The following is a 17,083-nucleotide window of genomic DNA, read 5'->3' as shown; positions in this document are numbered from 1 at the left end:
TCGGAAAGTCGAGGTATAGCCCAGTGACCGATCTTCAAGTACGGAAGATGCGCTTCGCATTCGCGGACTACGACGTGCCCTTCTTGTGGAACGAGGAGAATCCGGCCTTCTCGTCCATGGCCAATGCGGTGTCCTTCCTGGCGATCGGCTTCGAGAAGATGATCGTCAACATGATCCGCGAGGCCATGCCCCTGATCACCGATCCCGAGGTCGCCGAGGAAGCCGACGCGTTCGTGCGCCAGGAGGGGCAGCACTCCACCGCCCATCGCCAGCACGCCAATGCCTTGATCCGGCGCCACCCGGGACTCCAGGAGACGCTCAACGAAGTGATCGCGGAATTCGACCGCCTCACCGTGAACACTTCGGTCGAATACCGCCTCGCCTACACCGCCGATCTCGAAGCGACGTTCACTCCGGTGTTCAAACTGATGCTCGACAACGACTCGACCTTGTTCCGGCCGGGCGACGACCGAGTGGCGTCGCTGTTCATCTGGCACTTCGTCGAAGAGGTCGAACATCGCAGTTCCGCGCTGATCATCTTCGATTCCGTCGTCGGGAGCGATGTGTATCGGATGCGCATGGCGCCGTCGATCTTCCGTCACGTGATGAAGGTGATCCGGTTGGCCTGCGCGGGCTTCAACAAGCATGTCCCGCTGGAGGAGCGAAAGGTCGACGCGCTGTCCATGTTCGCGAATTACCGGCGGAGGCTGAAGCTGCGCAAATGGTTGCCGTTTCTGCAGGCCGAGGACAACGGCCCGATGCCGCGCGCGTTCGACCACCTGCCGCTCGGTGAACAACTCGTCGCACTGGTGGGCGTCATCCGCAGTCAATTGCCGAAGCACAATCCGGACCACGAGAAACTACCCGAACTGGCCGCCGTGTGGTTCGAACGCTATGACGCCGGCTACGACGTCTCGCACTGGTACACCGCCGACACGGTCGCACGCTAGGAGCCGGACCGATGGCTGATTGCGCACCCACCTTCGACCGTCTCGCGACCGCGCTCGGCTTCTCCTGCGAGGAGGCGGGCGGGCCGGTCGAGGTGCGGAACCCTTTCGCATTGGAGAACTGGACCCTGCCCGTCCTCGAATTCACGATCGTCCTCGGCGCGGTCCTGGCCCTGATCTACGCGATCGTGCGGTTGCGCCGCCACGGCGATCCCACCAACTTGGTGCTCTGGTTCGGGGCGACCGCGTATCTGTTCATCATCGAGCCGCCGCTGTACTTCCCCGCGGCGTTCGGCATCGACGCGCACGTCGACACGATGTTCGCGCACAACCTGTTCACCGTGGAATTCCTCTGGGGCCGATTACCGCTCTACATCATCGCGATCTACCCGTTCATGGCCACCCTCGCGTTCGAATTGGTCAGGATTCTCGGGGTCTTCCGGCACTACGGGGTGCTCGCCGGATCGGTGTGCGTGGGCTTCGTCCACCACGCCTTCTACGAGATCTTCGATCATCTCGGCCCGCAGCTGCGCTGGTGGGAATGGTCGGTCGACAACCCGATCAATCAACCGATGTTCGATTCGGTACCGCTTCCGAGCGTGGTCGTCTTCGCCGCCCTGTGGCCGATGTCGCTCGCCTTCTGCGTCCAATCGTTCGTCGGCCGCCACATCGACCAGGGCCGAAATTTCTCCGGAGGGCAGCTGGTCGGGCGCACGATCGTCATCGGCATTCTCGCCTCGTTGGGCACAGCGGTGCTGCCCATCCCCGCGACCGTCTTCGGCATGGGTAGCACCACGGTGCGTGGCGTGCTCTACGCCGCCGAATTGGCCGTCCTCTCCATTGCCGCCGTGGTGATCTTGACCCGCCAGTGGCTCCGGCTGCGGCGCGGCGACTCGGACGCGGCGCCCTATACGAACGACTTCGTCCGCATTTACGGCGTGGTGTACCTGGGCGTGATGGCATTGCTCTGGGCCACCGCGTTGCCCGATTTCTTCGCCGCCGTCGACGGTGTGACCAGCGAAGGAGACCCGATCGGGAATCTGTGGTATACCCTCGCGTGCTTCGTTGTCGCGGTTCTCTGCCTGGTCGCCGTATTCACGGTGCCCCGGAGAAAGGCGCCCCCGAGCGTCGCCCCTCCCGCCCCGGAAGCCACCGCGAGTTCCACGGTATAGCGGGACGACCGACGCCGTCGGTGACGACGGGCGGCCGCCGTGGGCCCGGCTGCCCGGACCGGAGTGTGACGCCCGGCTCGCACGGGATTTTCCATGCCGGTGCCCTGGTTGTACCAGGGGCCGATATGAGGAGGTCATGTGGCACGGGAGTACAACCGGAATCCCGCGGCGGTCGCCGCCTTGACGCCTGAGCAGTACCACGTCACTCAGGAGAACGGCACGGAGCGGGCGTTCACGGGCGAGTACTGGGACAACCACGAGCCGGGCATCTATGTGGATGTGGTGTCGGGTGAGCCGTTGTTCGCCTCGGTCGACAAGTTCGACAGCGGAAGTGGATGGCCGAGTTTCACCAAGCCGATCGAAGCCGGGAACGTGGTGCGGAAGCGGGACTTCAGCCATCTGATGGTCCGCACCGAGGTGCGCTCGGCACACGGCGACAGCCATCTCGGGCACGTGTTCACCGACGGTCCCCGCGCGGCGGGCGGCTTGCGGTACTGCATCAATTCGACTGCGCTGCGGTTCATCCACCTCGACGACCTCGAGGCGGAAGGCTATGGGCAGTACAGGACTCTCTTCGCGAAGGAGGAGGCGTGACCGACACGCGCAAGGCGATTCTGGCCGGTGGATGCTTCTGGGGCATGCAGGACTTGATCCGCAAGCAGCCGGGAGTGATATCGACACGCGTCGGCTACACCGGTGGACGCAACGACCATCCCACGTACCGGAACCACCCTGGCCATGCCGAGGCGATCGAGATCGTCTACGACCCGGCCCGGACGGACTTCCGGCAACTGCTGGAGTTCTTCTTCCAGATCCACGATCCGACGACGAAGGACCGCCAGGGCAACGACATCGGAAGCAGCTATCGCTCGGCGATCTTCTATCTCGACGACGACCAGAAGCGCGTCGCCCTGGACACCATCGCCGACGTGGACGCCTCCGGTCTGTGGCCCGGCAAGGTGGTCACCGAGGTGACCCCGGCGAGTGAGTTCTGGGAGGCCGAGCCGGAGCATCAGGACTACCTGCTGCGTTACCCGGACGGTTACACCTGCCACTTCCCCCGGCCGGGGTGGAAGCTGCCGAAGCGGCAGACCACCGCCCAGTAGAAGCCGGTGGGTTCGGCACTTCCGCCGAGCCTTCGGAGCGCACAGTTGACGACTGCGCCACCACACCCGGGTGGCGCAGTCGCCGCGTTTCACGACGTCCCCCGCCCGCCGCCGCCGGTCGTACAGCCGGAAGCCTCGCGCACAGACTCCGGACGATACAAAACGGAACCTCATGCGGTAGACAACATTTCGACTCGTCCCCGGCCGTGCCGGGCTCCCCACTGTGGGGAGAATGCGTGATCGGGCACCGATATGATCGTCGACGCTTGGAGCTCCTGGCCGGTCGACCCGAGGTAGGCAGATGACGCGCAGCGGCACAAAGATTCTCGATGTGGTCGGCAGTCGCCGGATGGCGGTGGCGACGCTGGCCACCATCACCGGCTTCTACTATCTGTTCGTCGCGTTCACCAATTGCGTCGACACCGACACCAATCGCAACGGCGTGGCCGCTGTGCTGTCGATGAAAGCGACGATCCACAATCCGGGCACGGACTGGCGCGCGATCACCAATGGCAATGTCGCGCTCGTCGCCTACATCCTCGTGGTGATCTGGGAATTCCTGATCGCCTTCGTGCTCCTCACGGCGGGAGCCGTATGGGGCCGGGTGCTGACCGGACGGCCACGCAGGCTGCGAGCCGGTCTGGACGCGGCCGTGAAACTGTCGAGTCTGGGCTGGACCATGGCGGTGCTGCTGTTCTTGGGCGGGTTCCTGACCATCGGCGGCGAATGGTTCCGCATGTGGGCCAATGACGACGTGAACGCCTCGTCGGCCGCGTTGCAGAACTTCCTCATCGCGGGCGTCGGCCTGATTCTGGTTCACCTGCCGGACTCGCAACGCAGCGCGGTCCTCGAAAGTGACTCGGCAGCAGCGGAATCCGACTAGTAGCGGGCGGCCGACGACGCGAGCGTCAGCGACCGTTGCGTTCGAGTTCGCCCAGCTGTTTCTGCAGACGTTCCAGTGCGGCCCGGATCTGGTCGATCTGCGCGTTGAGTTCGGCGATCTTCGCCTGATCCACCGGCGGGGGCTGTGCCTGCGGTGACGCGACCGGTGGTGGCGCGGCGGGCTGTTGACCCGGCGGCAGTGGGGCGCCGGGTCCGCCGCCGGGCGGCGTGGCGAGTCTGCCGGTGGCCGGACCGAACACCTGCTCCAGCGCCTCCGCGAGGGTCGGCGCGTAGCCGACGAGGACACCGCCGGTGCCGGGATCGCGGTAACTGACCAGCACTCGCGCCAATTGCGGGAATGTCGACGCGTTCTGTGCCGTCGAGATCCGTTCGGTGAACAGCGGCTCGGCGTATAGCACGCCGCCGTCGGCGATCGGCAGGGTGAGCAGATTGCCGTACTGGATCCGGTTCGAGCGCTCGAGCAGGGTGCGCTCGGAAGCGACTCTGGTGTCGGAGATCATCGAGTTCTGGATCTGTTGCGGACCCTGAGTGAGGGTGTCGGTGGGCAACTGCGAGACGGTGATCTTGCCGTAGCCCTCCGGGTCGGAGCGGGCGGAGACGTAGGCGGAGAGGAATTCCCGGTTGTAGCCGACCATCGCGCTGGCCAGCCGGAACGACGGTTCCGCGCTGGCCTGGTCGCCGACCAGGACGTAGAACGGAGGCTGATGCGGATTGGACTCCACGGTGGGGTCGCTGGGCACCGACCAGAACGCGTTGGTGGTGAAGAATTCGCGCGGTTCGTCGACGTGGTATTTGGCGAGCATCTCGCGCTGGATCGTGAACAGGTCTTCGGGATACCGGAAGTGCGCCCGTAGCTCCGGGCTGATCGACTCCTCCGGTCGGACCGTGCCGGGGAAGACCTTCATCCAGGCCGCCAGCACCGGATCCTGCCGGTCGACCTGGTAGAGGGTGACCGTGCCGTCGTATGCGTCGACGGTCGCCTTGATGGAGTTGCGCACGTAGGAGATCTCTCGCGGCGACTCCCGCTGGGTCTCGTCGCCCGGCTCGAGGGCTTCGAGCGAACTGCGCTTGGCGTAGGGGTAGCCGTCGATCGAGGTGTACGCGTCGACGATCCAGACTATCCGGCCGTTCACGACCGCCGGGTAGGGGTCGTTGTCGGTGGTCAACCACGGTGCGACGAGTTCGACACGATGGCGGGGATCGCGGTTGAAGATGATCTTCGAACCGGGACCGATCGCCTTCGAGAAGACGATATTGCGCTCGGTGTAGGTCACCGCGAAGGCGAGGCGGTTGACCCAGTTGGCGATCGGGACGCCGCCCGCGCCGGCGTAGGTGTAGGTGGTGGTGTCGGTGTCGTACTCGCGGGGCTCGGTGCCGCCGCCCACGATGGCGTAGTCCGGGCTCGCATGGGCGATCACTTCGCCGAAGTAGACGCGCGGCTGATCCACTCGGATCACCTGGTGCCCGGAGGCTTGGGACGCGATGTCACCGACCGCGTAGATCGGATATCCGCTGTTGCTGCTCGCGGCATCGCCCGCGGCCTCGCGGACCGCCGCGTTCACCCGGTTGGCCGGTGCGGCGACGAACCCGTTGCCGTGCGTGTAGACGGTGTGCCGATTGACCCAATGGCGCTGGTTGCCGCTCAGCGCGGTCGGGGTCAGCTCGCGCGCCGCGACCACGTAGTCGCGCAGTTGCCCACCGACCCGGTAGCGATCCAGGTCCAGATGCGGTGGAAAGCTGTAGAAATTCTTCAGCTGTTGTTGCTGGGTGAACGTCCGCGATAGCACGCTCGGGTCCAGCAGGCGGACGTCACCGATCGTGGTGACGTCCGCGGGGACCTCGGGCGGCGACCTGGTGCCGACGCCGGGATAGGGCTGGTACTCGACCCGGTCGCTGCCGATCCCGTACGCCTGGCGGGTGGCCGCGATGTCGCGTTGGATGTAGACACGCTCCATGTCGGCGGCGTTCGGGCGGACGGAGAACTGCTCGACGGCCAATGGCCAGACGGCTCCGACGAGGATCGACGACAGCAGCAGAAGCGCGGCGGCCATCGCCGGGATTCGCAGGTCCCGCACGACGATGGCGGCGAAGACCGCCACGGCGCAGATCACGGCGATCGCGAAGAGAATGAGGCGGGCGGGAAGCACCGCGTTGATGTCGGTGTAGCCAGGGCCCGCGAAAGTGGGTTCCTTGCTGCGGCTGGATAGCAGCGAGTACCGGTCGAGCCAATAGGCGGCAGCCTTCAAGAGGATGAACGAGCCGGCCAGTATCGCGAGCTGGACGCGGGCCGCGTGCGTCAGGCCGCCCGTCTTTCTGGACAGCCGCAGGCCACCGAACAGGTAGTGCGCGGCGAGGCTCGCGACAAAGGCGAGGACCACGGCGATGAACAGCCAGTTGAGTACGAATCGATAGAAGGGAAGGTCGAAGACGAAGAACCCGACATCGTGCCCGAATTGCGGGTCGGACACGCCGAAGGACCCGCCGTGGACGAACAGCTGGACGGTCATCCAGTTCGACTCCGCGGCAAGGCCGCAGACGAGCCCCAGCGAGGTCGCGATGCCGAGACCGAACCGCACCGGATGCCGGAGCACCGCCGCCCGATACGGCCGAAGACTGTTCTCCTCTTCGGACTCGGGAACGAAGAGCGGGCGGAACCTGAACGCGAGCCACAGCACCGCGAAAAGGACGCCACCGATGATCAGCGCGACCGCGATGAACAGCGAGAGCCGGGTGAACAGCACGGTCAGCCAGACACCACGGAAGCCGACTTCGCCGAACCACAGCCAGCTGACGTAGCCTCGGATCAGCCGAGGCACCACCAACAGCGACACGACGAACACCGTGGCGGCGACCACCAGCACCCGGGTGCTGCGATGCAACCGTCGCGGGCGGAGGCCCTCGCGTGCGCTCATCTTGCACTCCCCGTGGCTGCCGCCCGGCTGGACGATGGACGGCCGGGGCGGACTACCAAGCTCGATACTACGACGTCCCGGAGCGCTCGATCAGCTCCCACAGGTACGCCACGTGATCGGCCGGGTCGTACGGCCACTGCGTCTGCAGGCCGTCGAGGACGGCCATGGCGAGGACGGCGAAGCGGTCGGGATCCAGATCGGCCGGTACGCGGCAGGATTCGCAAAGGTCGGCGATGGCGCGGGTGAGAGCGTCCCGGGCAGTGCGGTAGCGGTCGCGGAAGTATTCGTGGGCCGGGTGCTCCATCCCGCTGAACCGCCTCGCCGGTTTCGGCGTCGACCCGGAGAAGCTGGACGCGCTGCTGGCGGCCGGTGACCACTGACGGTGGTGGCCGCCCAGCCCCGGTATCCGCACGACGCTCGATCTTCTACTGATCAAGGAGCCGGGGAGGTTCACACCTGCGGTAGCCCACGCTGACCACCGCGCGGCGCGCTTTATCGAGCTAGGGCGGGTACCGCGATGACCGGCGCGTTCTCGGTCGGAGCCGAAGCCCGGTGCAGGCCGCGGCGGTCATAGGCGTAGGTCGCGGTCACACCGAGCAGCAGGCCGATCCCGAGGCCGAGCACCGTCATCCACAAGCCCTGGCCGAAACCGGCTTCGGCGTGGGCGTCGAAGAACAGGATGGCGCGAACGGCGAGGTAGATCTGGTGCATCGGTTCGAAGGCGGCGAGGTTCGCGATGTAGGCGGGCGTCGCCTCCAGCGGGACCGTGGCGGCCGACGAGGGCAGGCCCAGGACGACGAACAGGATCAGATTGACCAGCAGCCCCGCGGTGCCGAAGGTGGCGAGCACGGCGAGCGCGGTCACTCCGACCGCGACGATGGCCAGTGTTCCGTAGAGCCACAACAGCAGCGGACTGCCCAGTGGGACATTCAATGCCGAGGCGACCCCGAGGAATATCCCCGACAGAACCGGAGCCGCGGTGACGATGACCGCCCATTTCATCAGCAGCGTGCGGAACCGGGAGATGCCGGTGGACGGCGGGTGCACGAACCACGGGCCGTATTCGGTGGGCGTGAAACCGAGCACCGAGTCGACGAGCGTGTGGATGATCATGGCGCCGGTGAAGCCCGCCAGCAGCAGGATCAAGGTGTAGAAGAACGCGACGAGGCCCTGCCCGGCGCCGTCGTCCATCGGCCGGTAGGGCGCGGTGACGATCTGCACGGGATCGGTGAGCATCAGCCGGGCGGCCCCGCTGGGCTCGACCGGCGCGCCCGGCCCGGCGGCGAGGGCGGCGTTCACCTGATCGGTCAGGCTCTTGCCGACGGTCTCGTCCACCTGACGCAACGCGCGGTCGGCGATGCGCTGCATGATGCCGGTGGTGTAGGGGCCGATTCGCGGGTTGGTGTGGATGGTGATCACCGGGCGCTCGACCGCACCGGGCACCACGGCGGCGGCGCCGAGGATGGCGAGCCGCTTGGTGAAGTCGGACGGGATCACGATCGCGCCGTAGACCTCACCGTTCTGCAATTGTTTGCGCGCTTCGGCGATGCCGACGACGCGCAGGTCGATTTTCTCCGCCGGGATGCCCGCGACCAGCGCGTCGCTGACCTGGGCGCCGAAATTGGCGGGTTTGCCGTCGAGCGTGTCGCCGACGTCCTGATTCACCAGGGCCACCGGGAAGTCGTGCAGGTTCTTCTCGGTATTGCTGGCGTAGCCGAGATACATGGTGGCGAGCAGCGCCGCGAAGACCGTCAGCACTGCGATCGGGGCGGTGAAGGTCCGAACCGTCATGCGAGTCAATGTAGTCACCGCCTACAAAGTAGGCAATGACTACATTTTGTTATCCTGCCTACACCATGCCGATCACTCGAAGCCGGTCCTATCACCACGGCGACCTGCGCGCCGAGTTGTTGCAGCGGGCCGAGGCCACGCTGCGCGAGTCCGGCGTCGACGGCTTGTCGCTACGCCGACTGGCGCGTGACGTCGGAGTCAGTCACGCCGCTCCGACCCGGCATTTCAAGGACAAGCAGGCGCTACTGGATGCCATCGCGGTATCCGGCTTCCAACGCCTCGCCGCCGCCTTGGCACAGACCGCGGCCGCCGACTCGGCCGATGGGCACATCCGCGCCCTGGCCCGCACCTATCTCCATTTCGCGACCGAGAACTCGGCGCTCGTCGCGTTGATGTTCGCGCGCAGGCACAGCCCCGCCGCGGGCGATGCGATGTCCCGGGCCGTGGACGCGGCGTTCGCGACGCCGGTCGCGCTCATCACCGAAGCACAGAAGCGGGGGGAGGTGATCGACGGCGACCCGCGCCGGATCGCGCTGTCCGCGGTCGCCGCGCTACAAGGCCTGGCCACCTTCGTCGGCTCGGGCGTGATCGCCGCCGAGACCGCCGACGAATTGGTGGACGAGACAACCACACACATGATCGAAGGCTTGCGCCCCCGCCCGTGATGCGCCGCGATTGTCGCGGCACGAGTGCCGGCGGTGGATGCCGGTCGGTGTGGCAGCGGCCGGTCGGCAGCGCACGTTCCTCGAACCTCACCCGGCCCGAGGATCAGGGTGCCGGAGCGCTCGGCGGCGTCCACGCAGGCTGTTCGTCAGTACGCGATGAACAGGATCTCGTCGCGCGAGTAGTCGTGGCCGGGATGGTTCTCGGCCAGATGGGCTTGCGTCTTGGCCACGAGATCATCCTCGTCGGTTCCGACGATCAGTTCTCCGCAGGGGCAGTTCAGCTTTCGCTTCATCAGCGTCCTTCCTCCTCGATCCGACAGTCTATGCACACCGAGGTGATCGAGCGCGAGTCAGCCGGTCACCCCGACCCTCTGTGCAGCAGCGCGCTCGACACCCCCTGCGGGTCGGGGGCACCGGCATGCGCTCGCATGCTGCGACCGGCTCGGTGCGCCGCTCGACGAGGCGCGGACGACGAGCTGAGCTACCGCGTCAGCCACGTGACCATTCGTGGCCCCAGTAGCTGTCGGCGGTGATCTCCTCCGCGCTGTAAGTGGACTCGTCGACCAGCAGACCTTCGGTGCCGTATTCGAGATCCCAGCCGCCGGGCGTGCGGACGTAGAAGGAGATCATCTTGTCGTTGGTGTGCCTGCCGAGGGTCGACGACAACGGGAGACCCGCCCGCATGACGCGGTCGAGCGCCCGGCCGACGGCGTCGAGTTCGTCGACCTCGACCATGATGTGCACCAGGCCAGGGCCGTCGGGGCGGGTGCCGGGGATCAAGGCGAGGCTGTGGTGACGCTGGTTGACGCCGAGGAACCGCACGCGTACCGGTCCCACCCCGGGTGGGGTGGGCACTCGGAAGGAGCCGCGTGGCAGGAATCCGAGTATCTCGCAGTAGAAACGGTTCGCCTCCTCGAGATCGGGCACCGGTAGCACGACGTGGCCGAGTCCCGATCCCGCTGTGACGAAACGGTTTCCGTGGGGAGTGACGACCGGGCTGTGGTCGAGCACCGGGCCGTGGAAGACCTCGACGGTGAACCCGGCGGGGTCGGTGAAGGTGCAGGCTTCCTCGACGCGTAGTGCGTCGACCTGCTCCTGAGCGAGCGGCGTGACCGTCACACCGGCCTGCTCCAGCGCCTGCCGCACGCGGGCGAGCGCGCGGTAGTCGCGCACCTCCCAGCCGACGGCGAGCACCCGGTCCTGTTCCGCCGGAACCAGTTCCAAACGGTAGGCGTGCTCGTCCATCCGCAGGTACAGACTGTCCGGATTCGGCCCGGTGGCCTGCGCGAAACCCATCACGTCGAAGGCGAAGGCGCGCCAGGCCGCCACATCGGCGATGGCGACTCGGACGTAGCCGAGCGAGGCGATGTCAGCCATTGATTCGTCGTACTCCTCAGGAATAGGTGACTTGCACCGTGTCGGTGACCGGGACCGCCTGGCAGGCCAGCACGTATCCCTCGGCCAGATCGGCCTCGTCGAGAATTTCGTTGTGCCGCATCGCCACCTGACCGGAGACGACCCGGCAGGTGCAGGCGCTGCACGCGCCCTCGCGGCAGGAATAGGGCGCCTCCAGCCCGTTGGCCAACAGGACGTCGAGCAGGACCTGGTGGCGGGGCCACGGAAGTGCGCGCGTCTCGCCGTCGAGTTCCACCTCGACCGCCGCGTGGTCGCCGGAGTCGCCGGAGTCGACGACATCGGGCGTGGCGGTATCGAACGGATCGCCGTTCAGCGACACGAACTTCTCGACGTGCACGCGCTTGCGGTCGGCGCCCGACCCGATCAGTGCGGCGGAGACGGCGTCCATGAACGGGCCGGGTCCGCACACGAACGCCTCGCGCTCGCGCCACGGTCCGGCCAGCGCCGCGAGCTGCGGCCGCGACGGCAGCCCTTGCACGCTCTCCAGCCAGTGCACCACGACCAGGCGGCCGGGATGCCGGGCGGACAGGTCGGCGAGTTCGTCGGCGAAGATCACCGAGCGCTCGTCGCGGTTGGCGTAGATCAGCACGCAGTGCCCGGCTCCGTCTGCCAGCACCGATTTCAGGATCGACAGCACCGGGGTGATCCCGCTGCCCGCCGCGAACAACAGCACGTCCTCGTCCAGCGACGCCGGGGTGAAGACACCCGCGGGCGGCAGCGCGTGGAAATCCATGCCGGCAACCGCGTTGTCGCACAACCAATTCGACGCGTAGCCGTCGGACGTTCGCTTGACCGTGACCTTCAGCGGCCCCGCTTCGTGCGGCGCGCTCGACAACGAGTAGCAGCGGCTCACCGAGCCGGTCAGCTCGCTCGGAATCCGCAGGGTCAGGAACTGGCCCGGCCGATAGTCGATCGCATTCGACTGCTCCGCGGTCGGACTCAGCTCCAGCGATACCGCGTCGTGGGTCTCCCGGATCACCCGCGCCACACGCAGGGTGAGGAATGCGCCGGGGCGACTCTCGGTGTCGTCGGGAACCTCGGCCCGGCTCCCCGGCGCCACGGCCGCTCGGGCTCGATCCACTGCTGCGTCTCCTCTTCGGTCCTCCACGGCTGTCACGGCACGTCCCCGTCCCGGCTGCTGACGTCGATGAGACCGCCCGCGACGGCGGCATCGATGCTGTCGCGCAGCGCGACGCAGGTCCGTACCCGCGCACTGTCCGCGCCGGCGAACTCGGCGCACGCCGCCACCGCGCCCGCGCTCCACTGCACGCTGGTGTGCTGCGGACTGAACTTCTCGACGAGCACACACGTCGCGCAGATACGGCAGGTAACCCGTTCCATCGCGCCCCGCTCAGGCTCCGGCGGCGGCGCGCTGCTCGGCGAGATTCTCGGCGACCTCCGCCTCCCACGCCGTGACCGCCCTGGTGGTGTCCACTTCGAACTCGAAGCGGTCGGTCATCTTCGGATCGATGTCGGCCACGTCGGTGTAGAACTGCTCGTACCAGCGGCGCAGCTGGTAGACGGGTCCGTCCTCCTCGCACAGCAGCGGGTTGTCGATGCGGGTCTTGCGCTGCCAGATCGCGGCATCCTGTTCGAAGCCGCGGCCCAGGCCACCGGCGAACTTCGCCGCGATCTCCTCGGCCTGCTCCGCGGGCACGCCGTGTGGCTTCTTCACGATCGCGCCGTACTGCAGCACGAATTTCGTGGGTGACACCGGGTAGTGGCAGTTGATGAGGATGCCCTCCACCGTCAGGCCCGCGCTCTCGCTGCGCAGGTGATCGATCATGTAGGACGGGCCGTAGTAAGAGGCATCAGAGTGCAGGACGTTCTTGCCGCCCAACGCCTTCGCGGTCTCCCCCATCATGTCCTCGCGCGACACCGAGGTCATGTACTGGCTGGCGATGTGACCCTCGAAGACGTTCTTGAAGTAGGTCGGGAACCCGAAGTGCACGTAGAAGAAGTGCGCCATGTCCACCACGTTGTCGATGACCTCGCGGCAATTCGCGCCGTCGATCGTCATGGTGTTCCAGGTCCAGTCGGTCCACTCGTCGCTGAACGCCCCGTCGATGCGCGGGATGGTGACCTCCGCCGGGGGCGGATCGCCCTCCGGGTCGTTCCACACGAACAGCTGCTTGTTCTGCTCCAACGTCGGCCACGAGCGAGTCCGAGCCCGGGGTGGAACTCGGCGGCCGTAGGGGATGCCGGTGCAGCGTCCATTGCCGCCCCACCGCCAGTCGTGGAAAGGACAGGCGATGGAGTCACCTTTGATCCGGCCGTCCCCGAGGTTCCCGCCCATGTGCCTGCAATAGGCGTCCAGCACGTACAACTCTCCGCCCGCACCGGCGAAGACCACCAGTTCGGTGCCGAAGATCTCGACGGTATGCGGTTTCCCGTCCCGGAAGTCCCGCGCGAGCCCCAGGCAGTGCCAGCCGCGCGCGTAGCGGGCGGGCGGAGCGCCCGCGTCGATCACTCGGACCTCGGTGTCGGTAGTCATCGGTTCCTCCACGATTCGCGCACGGTTGTCACTTCGATATTTCGGTTCGCCGTCCCGCCCCGGAAATGTGCAGTCCCACTGGCCGGGAGGTGCTCAGGCCTCATCGAGCCGCCCGAAGGCGGAGCGGTAGAACAGCAGCGGAGGCGCCTCGCGATGCTCCGACAGCGCGGTGACGCGTGCGATGACGATGGTGTGGTCGCCGCCGTCGACCTCCTGCTCGATCTCGCAGTCGAGCCAGGCCATGGCTCCGGCCAGCCGCGGCGAGCCGTTGGGCGAGGGCTCCCAGTCGACCCCAGCGAACTTGTCGGTGCCGCTGCGCGCGAGACGGCGGCAGATCTCCTGCTGGTCGTGGGCCAGGATGTTGACGCAGAGCCGGCCAACGGCCCGGATGCGCGGCCACGATGTGGACGTGCGCGCGGGGCAGAAGCAGACCGCGGGCGGCTCCAGCGACAGCGCCGAGAACGACTGGCAGGTGAATCCGACCGGCCCGTCCTCCGAGTGCGCGGTGATCACCGTGACGCCTGTGCAGAAGCGACCCAGCACCGCTTTGAAGTCGCGCACGTCCAGCGGCGATCCGTCCATCTCGAGCACCGGTTCCATCGGGCCTCCTATTTCGATCAGGCATATACCTGTCAGCTATGACAGCAGCGCTCGCCCGAGGGTCGTCAAGATCGGAGTCCGGTCACCGAGATGCGGATCCGTAGAAGCTACGTAGTTCTCCCGATTCATCTCGGCTGCGAAGTCGTCAGTGTGATGGGAGACACAAACGATCGAGCACGTAATGCCTGGTCGACGTTGACCGACTGTGACCGACGGAGGTTCGAATGACCGTCACCCTGCTGCCCGACAGCGAGCCGCGCACCGACCGGGTCCCGCGGCGGACCCGCGCCAAGGGGGTGGAAACCGAGGTGCCGGTGTCGATGATCGAGCGGATGACCCTCATCCTGGACGCGTTCGACGCGGCCACCCCGACGCTGACGCTGCTCGGCTTGGTGGAACGCACCGGCCTGCCGCGCTCGACCGTCCATCGGATCCTCGACCAGATGATCCGGCTCCGGTGGCTGGCCCACACGTCCGGCGGGTACCGGCTCGGCATGCGGACCTTGGAACTGGGTGGGCTCACCGCCGACCACAACGAGATCCGCGACGCGGTCAGCCCGCTGCTGCACGAGTTGTGCCAGCGCACCGGCATGGTCGGACACCTGGCGGTGCTCGACGGGCGCGAGGTGGTGTACCTGGACAAGGCGGGCGGCCGCTTGGCCGCGATGCTGCCGACCCGCCTCGGCGGCCGCATGCCCGCGCACTGCACCGCGCTCGGCAAGGCCATGCTGGCCACGCTCGAGCCGACTATCGCCGAAGCCGCGTTCCATTCCCGGCTGCCGCGACGGACCGCGCACACCATCACCGAGCCCGACGCGCTGCATCGCGCCTTGGCCCAGGTCCGGCTGCGCCAGGGCGTGGCGCTGGACCGCGAGGAAGCGATGGACGGAATCGCCTGTGTCGCAGCGCCACTCCGGGGCCGCGGCACCGCCCCCGCAGCCCTGTCGCTGTCCGGTCGAGCCGAGGCGATGAGCTTCGACAAGCTGGCGCGGGTGCTGCTCGAGATCTCCCACGAGGCCGGACGGACGCTGTTCGGGCGCCGGGCGCGCTGGCGATAGTTCGAATCCGAATATGCCTGAGCGGTACAGTCCGACCATGACCGATGGCGTCACACCCGCGGTGCCCGACCTGCCGACCACCGCGTGGGCCGTACTCGGCATGCTCTCGCACGCCGACGAACTCTCCGGCTACGACCTCAAGAAATGGGCCGACTGGAGTCTGCAGTTCTTCTATTGGAGCCCGTCGTTCAGCCAGATCTACGCCGAACTCAAACGCCTCGAGAAGCACGGCTACGCCAGCTCCCGCACGGTGGTGCACGAGGACGGCGTGCGCGGCAAGCGGATGTACGCCATCACGTCGGAAGGCCGTGCGGCCGCGGCGAACTGGGTCAATCACGCACCGGTGGAGGCGCCGGTGCTCAAGCACAGCGTGATGCTGCGCGCATGGCTCGGCAACCTCGCCGAACCCGACCGGATGCGCGACATACTCACCGAGCACATCGAGTACGCAGAGAAGATGCGCAGGCGTGCCGAGGCCGACGCGCAGGGCGCCGAGGCGAATCCGGACTGGGCCTATCCCGAACTGGTGCTGCGCTGGTGCGTGCGGCACTACGAGGCGGAGCGCGATTTCGCCCGCGAGCTGCTGGCGGATATCGACCGCCTCACTCAGTGAGACGCCACCTGGCTGTTCCGGCCCCGCCATATTTCTATTAGGCATATGGAGGTGGCGGACGATGACCGGTGAACTGGACTCGGTGCCTGCCGCGGTGGCGGCCATCGCGAACGGCGGCATGGTCCTCGTCGTGGACGACGAGGACCGCGAGAACGAAGGCGATCTGGTGCTCGCCGCGGAGCAGGCGACCGCGGCGAACATCGGGTTCCTGGTGCGGCACACCAGCGGCGTGCTGTGCGTGCCCATGACGGGCAGCGACCTGGACCGGCTGGAGCTGCCGCCGATGACGGCGATCAACCAGGACCCGAAGGGCACTGCGTACACGGTCTCGGTCGACGCGGCGGCGGGCATCACCACCGGCATATCGGCCGCCGACCGCGCGCACACCATGCGCTTGCTCGCCGATCCCGACGCCACACCCCGGGATTTCACTCGCCCCGGGCACGTGTTCCCCCTGCGAGCGCACCCGCGTGGCGTGCTCGGTCGGCAAGGGCACACCGAGGCGGCGGTCGACCTGGTGCGGATGGCGGGCTTGCGCCCCGCCGCGGTCATCGCCGAGGTGGTGCGCGACGACGGCTCGATGGCCCGGCTCCCCGACCTGCTGACCATGGCCAGGGTGCACGGAATCCCGATCATTTCCATCGCCGACCTGATCGACCATCGCCGCAGGCTGGAGCCGGGCGTCGTGCGCGTCGTCGAGACCAGGCTGCCCACCCGCTTCGGCGAGTTCCGGCTCATCGGCTACCGGGACACGACCGACGACGCCGAACACCTCGCGTTGGTGTTCGGCGCGCCGGGCGAGCGCGACGTACTGACCCGGGTGCATTCGGAATGCCTCACCGGCGACGCGTTCGGCTCGCTGCGCTGCGACTGCGGCGAGCAGCTCGACGCCGCCTTGCGGGCAGTGGCCGCCGCGGGCCGTGGGGTCGTGGTGTACCTGCGCGGACAAGAGGGGCGCGGCGTCGGACTGCTGAACAAGCTGCGCGCCTACGCGCTCCAGGACGAGGGCGCCGACACGGTCGACGCGAATCTGCGACTCGGGCTGCCCGTCGACGCCCGTCACTACGGCGCCGCGGCGCGGATCCTGGCCGACCTGGGAGTGCGGTCGGTCCACTTGCTCAGCAACAATCCGGCCAAGCAGGCGGGATTGACCGAATACGGCATCGCCGTCGAACGACGGATTCCGCTGCAGACCAGTCCGACCGAGCACAACGTGCGGTACCTGCGCGCCAAGCGCGACCGTATGCGCCATCAGCTCAGCGACGTCGACGCCGCTGCCGCCGCTCGGTGAGCGGCGCCGGTTCGATCCCTCCGCGGTCACCGGAACGCCGCCGATCCTGCGCGTGCCGGGCCCGCGGGCACGTTCATCGGAGTTGAATTTGTCCAGAACGCTCTTCCGCGCCCCG

Annotated in this window: 18 protein-coding genes; 9 read left to right on the top strand and 9 right to left on the bottom strand. The window is 67.4% G+C overall.

The features are described from left to right. Positions 1-23 precede the first annotated feature (23 nt). The 5 genes from ACWESM_RS28850 to ACWESM_RS28830 all read left to right on the top strand — a co-directional run bounded on the left by ACWESM_RS28850 (position 24) and on the right by ACWESM_RS28830 (position 4,108). Complete coding sequence (locus ACWESM_RS28850; protein ID WP_452494396.1) at positions 24-950, top strand: metal-dependent hydrolase; 927 nt, start codon at positions 24-26, stop codon at positions 948-950. An 11-nt stretch (positions 951-961) separates the two neighbouring features. After that, a complete protein-coding gene (locus ACWESM_RS28845; protein WP_452494395.1) occupies positions 962-2,119 on the top strand; it encodes a hypothetical protein in 1,158 nt (385 codons plus the stop codon). A 138-nt stretch (positions 2,120-2,257) separates the two neighbouring features. Beyond that, the gene (gene msrB, locus ACWESM_RS28840) at positions 2,258-2,713 is read left to right on the top strand and encodes a peptide-methionine (R)-S-oxide reductase MsrB (protein ID WP_355075479.1); all 456 of its coding nucleotides are present in this window, start codon (positions 2,258-2,260) and stop codon (positions 2,711-2,713) included. Continuing rightward, a complete protein-coding gene (gene msrA, locus ACWESM_RS28835) occupies positions 2,710-3,225 on the top strand; it encodes a peptide-methionine (S)-S-oxide reductase MsrA (protein WP_356965888.1) in 516 nt (171 codons plus the stop codon). The genes msrB and msrA overlap by 4 nt, the downstream gene beginning before the upstream one ends. 301 nt (positions 3,226-3,526) lie before the next feature. Then, the gene (locus ACWESM_RS28830) at positions 3,527-4,108 is read left to right on the top strand and encodes a DUF2165 domain-containing protein (protein ID WP_356965886.1); all 582 of its coding nucleotides are present in this window, start codon (positions 3,527-3,529) and stop codon (positions 4,106-4,108) included. A gap of 25 nt (positions 4,109-4,133) precedes the next feature. Here the strand turns inward: ACWESM_RS28830 and ACWESM_RS28825 are convergent, their stop codons facing one another. The 3 genes from ACWESM_RS28825 to ACWESM_RS28815 all read right to left on the bottom strand — a co-directional run bounded on the left by ACWESM_RS28825 (position 4,134) and on the right by ACWESM_RS28815 (position 8,831). Beyond that, positions 4,134-7,040, bottom strand: a complete 2,907-nt coding sequence (locus ACWESM_RS28825) for a UPF0182 family protein (protein ID WP_452494393.1) — start codon at positions 7,038-7,040, stop codon at positions 4,134-4,136. Positions 7,041-7,107: 67 nt separating this feature from the next. Then, a complete protein-coding gene (locus ACWESM_RS28820) occupies positions 7,108-7,452 on the bottom strand; it encodes a TetR family transcriptional regulator C-terminal domain-containing protein (protein WP_452494392.1) in 345 nt (114 codons plus the stop codon). Positions 7,453-7,532: 80 nt separating this feature from the next. Beyond that, positions 7,533-8,831 carry a YhgE/Pip domain-containing protein gene (locus ACWESM_RS28815; RefSeq protein WP_355075469.1) on the bottom strand — a complete coding sequence of 433 codons (1,299 nt, stop codon included), beginning with the start codon at positions 8,829-8,831 and terminating at the stop codon, positions 7,533-7,535. A gap of 65 nt (positions 8,832-8,896) precedes the next feature. Here ACWESM_RS28815 and ACWESM_RS28810 point away from each other — a divergent pair, with 65 nt between their 5' ends. After that, positions 8,897-9,496 (top strand): TetR/AcrR family transcriptional regulator, encoded by a 600-nt coding sequence (locus ACWESM_RS28810; protein ID WP_355075468.1) that lies wholly within the window; start codon positions 8,897-8,899, stop codon positions 9,494-9,496. Between the two features lie 146 nt (positions 9,497-9,642). Here ACWESM_RS28810 and ACWESM_RS28805 read toward each other — a convergent pair whose 3' ends face one another. The 6 genes from ACWESM_RS28805 to ACWESM_RS28780 all read right to left on the bottom strand — a co-directional run bounded on the left by ACWESM_RS28805 (position 9,643) and on the right by ACWESM_RS28780 (position 14,006). After that, the gene (locus ACWESM_RS28805) at positions 9,643-9,789 is read right to left on the bottom strand and encodes a DUF1059 domain-containing protein (protein WP_355075467.1); all 147 of its coding nucleotides are present in this window, start codon (positions 9,787-9,789) and stop codon (positions 9,643-9,645) included. Between the two features lie 196 nt (positions 9,790-9,985). After that, positions 9,986-10,873: a VOC family protein gene (locus ACWESM_RS28800; protein WP_379253705.1), complete on the bottom strand. Its 888-nt coding sequence runs from the start codon at positions 10,871-10,873 to the stop codon at positions 9,986-9,988. 16 nt (positions 10,874-10,889) lie between these two features. Beyond that, on the bottom strand, positions 10,890-11,993 hold the full coding sequence (locus tag ACWESM_RS28795; protein WP_452494390.1) for a 2Fe-2S iron-sulfur cluster-binding protein: 1,104 nt from the start codon (positions 11,991-11,993) through the stop codon (positions 10,890-10,892). Between the two features lie 32 nt (positions 11,994-12,025). After that, positions 12,026-12,253, bottom strand: a complete 228-nt coding sequence (locus tag ACWESM_RS28790; protein WP_397277672.1) for a hypothetical protein — start codon at positions 12,251-12,253, stop codon at positions 12,026-12,028. 10 nt (positions 12,254-12,263) lie between these two features. Then, positions 12,264-13,406 carry a Rieske 2Fe-2S domain-containing protein gene (locus ACWESM_RS28785; RefSeq protein WP_364436750.1) on the bottom strand — a complete coding sequence of 381 codons (1,143 nt, stop codon included), beginning with the start codon at positions 13,404-13,406 and terminating at the stop codon, positions 12,264-12,266. 93 nt (positions 13,407-13,499) lie between these two features. Further along, complete coding sequence (locus ACWESM_RS28780; RefSeq protein WP_452494388.1) at positions 13,500-14,006, bottom strand: flavin reductase family protein; 507 nt, start codon at positions 14,004-14,006, stop codon at positions 13,500-13,502. Between the two features lie 224 nt (positions 14,007-14,230). On the opposite strand from ACWESM_RS28780, the gene ACWESM_RS28775 reads away from it, so the two are divergent. The 3 genes from ACWESM_RS28775 to ACWESM_RS28765 all read left to right on the top strand — a co-directional run bounded on the left by ACWESM_RS28775 (position 14,231) and on the right by ACWESM_RS28765 (position 16,968). Next, positions 14,231-15,064 carry an IclR family transcriptional regulator gene (locus ACWESM_RS28775; RefSeq protein ID WP_397079838.1) on the top strand — a complete coding sequence of 278 codons (834 nt, stop codon included), beginning with the start codon at positions 14,231-14,233 and terminating at the stop codon, positions 15,062-15,064. Positions 15,065-15,101: 37 nt separating this feature from the next. After that, positions 15,102-15,677: a PadR family transcriptional regulator gene (locus ACWESM_RS28770; RefSeq protein ID WP_355075449.1), complete on the top strand. Its 576-nt coding sequence runs from the start codon at positions 15,102-15,104 to the stop codon at positions 15,675-15,677. Between the two features lie 61 nt (positions 15,678-15,738). Further along, positions 15,739-16,968 (top strand): bifunctional 3,4-dihydroxy-2-butanone-4-phosphate synthase/GTP cyclohydrolase II, encoded by a 1,230-nt coding sequence (locus ACWESM_RS28765; protein WP_452494386.1) that lies wholly within the window; start codon positions 15,739-15,741, stop codon positions 16,966-16,968. Positions 16,969-17,083: the final 115 nt, after the last annotated feature.

The sequence above is a fragment of the Nocardia sp. NPDC003999 genome (assembly GCF_053604885.1).
This window is presented reverse-complemented; position numbering and strand designations above follow the sequence as displayed.